Origin of the sequence: Mycobacterium colombiense (assembly GCF_003284935.1) — a bacterium.
Lineage (GTDB): Bacteria > Actinomycetota > Actinomycetes > Mycobacteriales > Mycobacteriaceae > Mycobacterium > Mycobacterium arosiense_A.
Genome location: NZ_QMEV01000023.1, coordinates 57,911 through 66,178, shown reverse-complemented (window position 1 = coordinate 66,178; position 8,268 = coordinate 57,911). Strand labels below are relative to the sequence as shown.

Genomic DNA, 8,268 nt, shown 5'->3' with positions numbered 1-8,268 from the left:
CGCCCTTCTCGGCGGAGCCACACGAGTGGGGATTTTCGATGAGCGTCAGTGGGGAATTTCAGTGAGCGCGGTCACAGTCACTGTGTCAGAGGTTCCTAACGCCTAGTGCGGCGTAGGCTCCGCCGGAAAACGCCATGCTGCGCGAATCGGCTCTGACATCTTCCGGAGCCGGTGTATTAGGCCGACGCGGATTCGTATGAGTCAGCCAGGTCGCCGTGGGCCGGATGTCCGCGGTGTTGAGGCACAGTTGAAGTGTGTGCGTGGCCCAGACCTCAACGGGCGCAAGCTCAATGGTGCCGGCTTGGCAGCTTCACCTTGGCGAGCTTGTTGTAGAGGGTCGCAGCTCCTAGCACCGACACGTGCCTGGTGGTGGATCGGGGTCCTGTGCGAATAGTCGCAAGCGGAAGATGGCCGTTGGTTGCCGACTGGTCAGCAAGCCGACGGACCTAGTCTGAGAGCGCGGCTACATCAGCGATCTGGGGAGCATTTCCCAGACGGCACCGGCTGCGATTCCGAGCCCCAGACTAAGGCCCGCCGCCACTATCGCGGTGCGTGCGGACCATTTCTCCGCCGTGACGACGCCGTCTCTCACGCCTTCGGCAGGCCGCTGGAACGACGGGATGATCCAGCGCAGATAGTAGAAGAGACTAACCACGGAGTTGACGAAGACAACCACGGCGAGCCACGCCTGGCCACCGTCCCACGCCGCCGTCGCCGTCGTGAGCTTGCCGATGAAGACCGCCGTCGGCGGAGTTCCGACCAGGCCGAGCAGCGCGACCACCAGCGCCCCGGCCAGCCAGGGCCGAACGTAAGCCAGACCCCGGTAGGAGTCGAGCTGGCGTCGGTCCGGTAGCGCCGTGCTCACCGCGAATGCCGCGCTGTTGGTGAGCGTGTAGCCGGCGAGATAGAACAGCAGCGAGGGGAGCGCGAGCCCGGTGCGGCCGGCGACGACGATCGGAACCAGCAGGTAGCCGACCTGGCTGATCGTCGACCAGCCCAGCAACCGCCGAGGATCGTGTTGCCAGTAGGCGGCGAGGTTGCCCAACGTCATGCTTGCGACGGCGAGCACGGCGACCAGCAACGGCCAGGCAGTCTTTCCGGGCAGCACCTCGACCAGGCGGTACAGCGCGGTCAACGCACCGATCTTCGGCACGGTGGTCAAGAACATGGCGGCGGTCCCGTTCGCCCCTTGTGCCGCATCGGGAATCCAGAAATGCGCGGGCACACCGCCGGCTTCGAACATCAGGCCCGCGACGACACCGAGCAGTCCTGCGGCGACAGCGGCGGGCGGCGCACCGCCAAGACCGGCCGCCAGGCCGTCGTAGCGGGTGCTGCCGGAAATCCCGTACAGAACGGTCACGCCGAGCATCAGGACGATCCCGAATAGTGCGCCTATCAGGTAGGCCTTCATCGTCGCCTCGGCGCCCTTCGCGGAGCGCACCAGCCCGATCAGCCCATAGAGCGGAATGCCGGCCAGCAGATATCCGGTTATCAGCACGAGCAGATCGTCGGCTCCGGCCAGGACCATAACTCCGGCGGTGCAAAACAGCAGCAGTGCGTACGTTTCGCTTTCGCGGACCGAGCCGGCGATTTCACCGGCGGCCACAGCGAGCACCAACAGCGTCCCGACCATGACCACGATCCGCGCCACGCCCGTGGCGGTGTCGGCGGCGAAGGTGCCGTCAAAAGCGGTCCGATCCGGACCGGCCATCCCGACCACCGCGACGGCGATGGCACCGCACAGCGCGGCGGCGGCGACTCCTCGGGCCCACCACTGCCGGCGCCGGGCCAGGAACGATCCGCTGATCAGCACCACCAGCCCGCCGCCGAACACCAGCATCTCGGGCAGCATCAGCAGCGGCCGCATCCCCGTCTCCACGTCCGGCTACCGCCCGACCAGCCCGACGAGCGCGTGAGCGGCGGGTTCGATCAGATCGAGCAACGGCCGCGGAAACACGCCTATGGCGACGGATAAGGCGAGAAGCATTCCGACAGAACACGTTTCGGAATAACGGAGGTCGGCAAATCCCACCGAGTGTCCGCGCGTCTCGCCCGTGAAGATGCGCTGCAGCGCGAGCAGAAACAGCGCCGCGGTGACCAGAATGCCGGGCAGCGCGACGGCGGTGATCGGTGCGGCGGCGATACTGCCGGTGAAGATCTGGAATTCGGCGATGAAGCCGGAGAAGCCCGGCAAGCCCAGGGAGGCGAATGCGCCGACGGCGAAGAGCCAAGCCAGTTTCGGGGCCGGCCCGGCGAGCCCTCCGAAGGTGTTCATGTCGTATGTCCCAGCGCGCTCGTAAAACACGCCGGCGATCAAAAACAGCGCACCGGTGATCAAACCGTGGCTGACCATCTGGGTGACGGCGCCCGTGACCGCAACCCCGCGAGCCTGGGCGGTGTCACCCGCGATCAGCCCGGCCGCACCGACCGCGAGCACGATGTAGCCCATATGGTTGACCGACGTGTAGGCGACCATCCGCTTGAAGTCGTTTTGGGCCAACGCCACCAGCGCGCCGTAGAGCACCGACACCACGCCGACGACGATGATCACCCACGCCCACGCGCGCCAGGCCTGCGGCAGCATCGGCATTGCTATCCGCACGAACCCGTAGGCGCCCATCTTCAGCAGCACCCCGGCGAGCACCGCCGAGCCGACCGCGGGGGCATCGGTGTGCGCCGGCGGCAGCCAGGTATGGAACGGGACGGTGGGAGTCTTGACTGCCAGTCCCAGCAGGATCGCCGCGAGAACCAAGCCGCCGGCGACGGGGCTGCCGCCCAGAGGTGTGCTGGCGGCCAGGGTCACCATGTCGAACGTGTGCGGCTGGGCCGCGATATACAGGCCGATGAAACCGACGAGCAGCGCCAGCGAACCCAGGAAGGTGTAGAGGAAAAACTTCAGCGCCGACCGGCCGGCGTCGCCATGGCCCCATCCGGCGATGACGAAATACATTGCCACGATGGACAAGTCGAAGAAAACGAAGAACAGGATCAGGTCGGCGGACACGAATAGACCCAGGCTCACCGTCTGCAGGAACAAAAACAGCGCGGCCAGCGGTTTAGGCCGGTCGCGGCCGCGCAGGCTGTAGAGGGCACAGGCCAGAAAGATCACCGCCGTCATGACGACCAGCGGCAACGATAGCCCGTCGACCCCTAGGTGGTAGCTGCTGTTGACCCCGGGTATCCACCGAGCCTTCTCCTCGAACGCCAGCGCACCAGGCCTCGGCGTCTGATACAGCGCCCACACCACCGCAGTCAGCGCCACATCGGCGGCTGTGACCGCAACCCAAATCCAGGTTGCCGCAGCACCGCCAAGCCGCGGCAGCGCCAGCAGCACCAGGGCCGCCGCCAGCGGCAGGAAAACGATCACACTGAGCACGCTCACCTCGCTACGACCAGGACCACGGCACCGAATGCCAGCACCACCACAGCCGCGAGGTAGTACTGGTGCAGCTGGCCGGTTTGCGGTCGGCGCGCCAATTCACCGAGCCCGCGCATCCAACCCGCGACCGCTTCCACCGCACCGTCGACCGCGCGAATGTCCGTGTGCGCCAAACGGTGCGCTGCCCGTAGCGAGTGGATGGCGGTTGCCTCCACGGCCCGGTCGAGCACCCGGTCGTCGAATCGCGCCAGGATGCGTGCGAGGCCGAATGTGGGCCGGACGACGAGGAGATGCGCGACCTGCTCCAGGCCGAGCCAGCCGCCTGCCCACCGGGGCTCGGGTACCCACCAGTGCGCCACCGCCGCGACGACGATGACCGCTAGCGCCGCCGAGCCCAGCAGCTCGAGCGCCGTCGCGGGTGGGCTCGCGGTGCCGCGCAGCGCCCGGGTAAGAGCCGAGCCGGCCGGCGGCAACGCCAACACTCCCGCCGCTGCGGCGCCGACCGCGAGGACGACGATAGGGGCCTGCTGGAAGGCGTTGGGGCCGAGGGCGTCTCGCGTGATGCCGGGGCTGCTGTCGGCAGCTTTGGTGCGCCACAGCACGGTTAGGACCTTTCCGGCATAGGCCGCCGAGAGAGCCGACGCGGCCAATCCCACGGCGTAGAGGGCGGGGGAGTAGTGCAGGGCTGCGGCCAGCACCGTGTCTTTGGTCGCCCATAGCGACAGCGGCGCAACGCCGGCCAGAGCCAGGGCGCCGACGGTGGCCGACCAGCCCAGGAGCCGCCACCGTCGCGCGACCCCCCAAAGGTCGTCGAGCTGCTTGGTGCCCAGTACCGACAACCAGGCGCCGGCCGCAAGGAACAATCCGGCCTTGGTGAAGGCGTGGGCGATCAGCTGCGCGGCGCCGCCGCCGACGGCGCCCACACCCGCGGCCATCACCACGAATCCGAGCTGCGCTGCGGTCGAGGCCGCCAGCAGCTGTTTGAGATCACGCTGCGCCACCGCGACCGCGCCCAACAGCAGCGCGGTTCCCCCACCTATCCATGCCGCAGCCGGCGCGGCCCACCCGGTGGCCGCGAGAAGCGGCTGCGTCCGCAGCAGCAGGTAGGCGCCCATGGCGACCATCGCGGCCGAGTGCAGTAGCGCGCTGACCGCGCTGGGACCCTCCATGGCCCGGGACAGCCAGAACGAGAACGGCAGCTGCGCGGCCTTGCCGAGCGCCGCGAGCAGCACCCCGAACGCGGTGACGTGCCGCCAGCCGCCGCTCGCGCCGGGCAGGTCGGCCAGCGCAAGCCCCGCGCCACCGGCCAGCGCAGCCGCCGCAGCCAGGTAGAGGCCGAGGTCGGCGGTGCGGGTGGTCAGGAAGGCGGTGAGCCCGGCCGACATTCGGTACTCGTCGCGCCACCTGAACCCGATCAGCGCATACGACGCCGCCCCCATCACCTCCCACGCCAACAGCAGCGCCGGCAACGTCGTTGCCGACGCGGTCACGACGACAGCCGAGGCGAATAACAGCATCAACCCGTGGAACCGGCCCGGCGCTTCCCGGATGTCCCCGGCGGCGAATACCAACACCAGCTGCGTCACCGCCGCCACCATCGGAACTACCACCGCGGCCAGCGCATCTATCCGTAACGCGAATTCCGCGCCGGCCATGAACGCCACGGCCAGTTCCGGGCGGGCGAAGCTCACGACTACCGACAGCACCAGCATGACAGCCGCTGTGGTCACCGAGATCGCCGCAGCGTACCGCTCGAACCGGCGGCCCAGCAGTAACGTCGCGCCGGCCACGGCCGGCGCGAGGATCAAAAACCACAACGAAAGCTGCGCCAATGTGCCCCCTGCCACGGTTAGCCGGACAGCTCGGCGGCCATGTCGGTCATGTCGGCCCGGTGGTCGCGGTGCAGCAGCGTCGCGACGGCGAAGCCCATTGCCATCTCCACGGTCATCGCCGCGATGATCACCAGCAGCAAAACCTGGCCGGTGGGCGCCGGCGCGAGGAACCACCAAAAGCCCGCGGCGGCAAGGATGATCGCGTTGATCATCAACTCGAGACCCATCATCACCATCACCACGACCTGCTGGGAGAGCGCACCGTAGAGTCCGACGCTGAACAACGCGGCCGCCACCAGCAGCACCGTGTCGAGGGTCATCGCCCGACACCTCCCGGCTGCGGGTCGCGGGCGGGACGTTGTTTCAAGTCATCGCCGAACCGGTCGTAACGGCTCCGCTTGGCCGCCAACACAATCGCGGCCACAATGGTGGCCACCATGATTGGGCTGATAACGGCCATCGCGAGCATCTTCGGTCCCATCAACTCCTCCCCGAGCGCCACGGTGACATCGCGTGGTGGTGCGCCGCGCCGCGATGGCCAGTCGACCAGCAGGATCCCGGTCGCCAGCAGAACGAAGGTACCCACGGCGGCGGTGAGGGCCCGGCGCTTGTCGTGCACCATGCTCATCGGCATCAGCGCCGGGTTCATGCCCATGAACATGACCATATAGACGGCCATCACCGCCATCTCCATCACCATCATCAAGATCGTCACCACGCCGATGTAGTTCTGCGCCAGCAGCAGCACCGCGACACCCACGGCGACGAACGACACCGCCAGCGCATACGTGGCGCGCGCCATCGAGGTCACCCGGAAGACCGCCGCACCCGCGAGCACGGCGATCGCCGCGCAGATCCAGAAGACGATATCGACGAGCATGTATCAGCTCCTCCAAGTAGCGATTATGGCCACGACCAGGTCTTGCACGAGGACGGCCGGCAGCAGGACCACCCAGCCGAGCTCCATGAACTTCTCCGGCCGAAAGACAGGAACCCGTCTACGCAGCCATACCAAAACCGTCAGCAGCGCAACGGTTTTGAGGAACACCCACAACCAAGGCGGTAGCAACGGTCCGTCGCCGCCGCCGAGGAACATCGGCACGGCGAACGCGGCACCGGCGACCAGCAGCGCGTACCGCCCGGCGTGGAACACTAGCCGGTCCACACCGGAGAGTTCCGTGGTCACGCCGCCGCCGACGTCGGCGCCAAGCGCCGGCGTGAACGGGCCCCATACCGAAAAGGCTGCTACCCCAAGACAATAGACGACAAACGCGATCGGCATCCACACCGCGAACCACAATTGCTGCTGGGCCGCGGCGACCGCGCCGACACGCAGGCTCTGGGCCGCAATGGCCGGAGCGACCAGCGCGAACATGAGCGGGAGCTCATAGCCCAAGCCGTGGGCCAGGAATCGGTAGCCGCCGATCAGCGAATGCGCCGAATTCGGACCCCAACCGGCGAGCCACACCAGCGCCCACACCATCACGTCCATCGCGTTGAACCACACGACGCCCACATCGAGATCGAACAGCGTCCACCGGCCCAGCGGCACCACGGTCACCATCAACATGGCGGCGACGATCAGACCCGTGGCGCCGACCCGCCACAGCAGCGTGTCCGCCGCGACGATGGTGCGCCGACGCTGCCGCATCAGACGCGCCACCTCCCACAGCGGGGTGGCCGCTCCGCCCGTGCGGACACCGTCGCCGCGGGCGGTCAGCACACCATCGAGGGAGGCGGCATAGAGGCCGAGTGCTCCGAGCAACCCGGCGGCGCCGAGCGCCCAGACGCCTGGCACCGTCGTAACCGTCGGGTCACCCATGAGGGATGCTCTCGTTTGCGCGCGCGGTGTCGATGCCGAGACTGGCGACTACCAGGCGGGCAGTGGCCACGTCCAAGCCGCGCACCACGGCCGGTAGCGCATCGCTTATCTTTGTCGAGTCAAGTTCAAATAGACTGGAACTTAAGGGTTCTCGCAAGAGAGTGCGCGCTTGACCGACTCGGGTGAGTAGCCGGTCGTAGGTATCGCCGGCAAGTGCCGCGGGCAGCTCATGACGGTCGAGACTTTCAGCGGTTAGCGGCGCGAGGTCACGTAACGACCAACGCAGCAATCTGGACTTTCCGAGCATCTTATGCAGGCCGTCGAGCAGCTCCCGCGCTCGATCGACGTCAGAGTCGCCCAACAACAGGTCCCTCGCCCGCCGCGCTATGACCGACGCCCGCCACCACCCCGACAACTCCAGCAGATCGACGACGTGGTCGCACTGTCGGGCAGCCGCCACCAATTCGGTGTGTTCCGGCGGGGCCTTATATCCGCTTTCATGGTCGTTATCGACGATCCATGCCTCGGCCTCGGCGAGGACGTCTCCCTGCAATGAGCACCGCAGCACTAACCCCGCCGGCCAGTGCGGGAGGACCGGGCCGAGACGCAAGTGCAGGACATCCATCTCGAGGCCATCGCGGTCCTCTCCGCCTTCGGCCAGAGCAATGCCGGCGGGTGCCATCTCCATGCCGCCGTGGTCCATGCCGTGGTGGCCACTGTGGTCCATCGCGCTGTGGTCCATGTCGCCGTGCTCCATCGCGCCGTGCTCCATCGCGTCGTGGTCCATGTTGTGGTGGTCCATGTCGCCGTGCTCGATCGCGCCGTGGTCCATGCCGTGGTGGCCACTGTGGTCCATTGCGCCGCGGTCCGTCCCGCCGTGATCCGTGCCGCCATGGGCTGTTCCGCCGTGGTGGCCCCTGTGGTCCGGGCCGGGCGATTGTGCGCGATCACGGGCATCGTCTCGTTGTCGCCCGGAATCGAGCAGCTCCGCGCCTGCGCGGTCCAGCGCTGAATCGATGGACTCCTTGTCAGTAATGTCGATGCGGACACGGGGGCCGGGCAGTTGGTCCCAGATCCTTTCGACGACTTCGCCCAACTCGGACCCGGGCATACCGCACACCGCTAGAACGTCAGCGTCCGCCGGGGACACCGCTGCACACCAGCCCCGAGCAGCGACACGGCGCTCCACAGCTGCGCGCAGAACCCAATTTCCTCGGACCTCGACGATCAGGACG

7 protein-coding genes are annotated in these 8,268 nt (G+C 67.5%); all 7 read right to left on the bottom strand.

What is annotated here, in order from left to right; genetic code table 11:
• Positions 1–463: 463 nt before the first annotated feature.
• Genes DQP57_RS13070 through DQP57_RS13040 form a run of 7 tightly spaced genes read right to left on the bottom strand, consistent with a single transcriptional unit; the run spans position 464 to position 8,144 of the window.
• Positions 464–1,867: an NADH-quinone oxidoreductase subunit N gene (locus DQP57_RS13070; RefSeq protein ID WP_008257434.1), complete on the bottom strand. Its 1,404-nt coding sequence runs from the start codon at positions 1,865–1,867 to the stop codon at positions 464–466.
• A gap of 18 nt (positions 1,868–1,885) precedes the next feature.
• Entirely contained in the window at positions 1,886–3,376 is a 1,491-nt protein-coding gene (locus tag DQP57_RS13065) for a complex I subunit 4 family protein (RefSeq protein WP_008257432.1), read from the bottom strand.
• Positions 3,377–3,378: 2 nt separating this feature from the next.
• The gene (locus DQP57_RS13060) at positions 3,379–5,211 is read right to left on the bottom strand and encodes a proton-conducting transporter membrane subunit (RefSeq protein WP_008257430.1); all 1,833 of its coding nucleotides are present in this window, start codon (positions 5,209–5,211) and stop codon (positions 3,379–3,381) included.
• A 17-nt stretch (positions 5,212–5,228) separates the two neighbouring features.
• Positions 5,229–5,531 (bottom strand): NADH-quinone oxidoreductase subunit NuoK, encoded by a 303-nt coding sequence (locus DQP57_RS13055; protein WP_008257429.1) that lies wholly within the window; start codon positions 5,529–5,531, stop codon positions 5,229–5,231.
• Positions 5,528–6,091 carry an NADH-quinone oxidoreductase subunit J gene (locus DQP57_RS13050; RefSeq protein ID WP_008257421.1) on the bottom strand — a complete coding sequence of 188 codons (564 nt, stop codon included), beginning with the start codon at positions 6,089–6,091 and terminating at the stop codon, positions 5,528–5,530. Before DQP57_RS13050 ends, DQP57_RS13055 begins: the two co-directional genes overlap by 4 nt.
• Positions 6,092–6,094: 3 nt before the next feature.
• Positions 6,095–7,033 (bottom strand): complex I subunit 1 family protein, encoded by a 939-nt coding sequence (locus tag DQP57_RS13045; protein WP_008257418.1) that lies wholly within the window; start codon positions 7,031–7,033, stop codon positions 6,095–6,097.
• Complete coding sequence (locus DQP57_RS13040; protein ID WP_008257417.1) at positions 7,026–8,144, bottom strand: hypothetical protein; 1,119 nt, start codon at positions 8,142–8,144, stop codon at positions 7,026–7,028. Before DQP57_RS13040 ends, DQP57_RS13045 begins: the two co-directional genes overlap by 8 nt.
• Between the last annotated feature and the right edge of the window lie 124 nt (positions 8,145–8,268).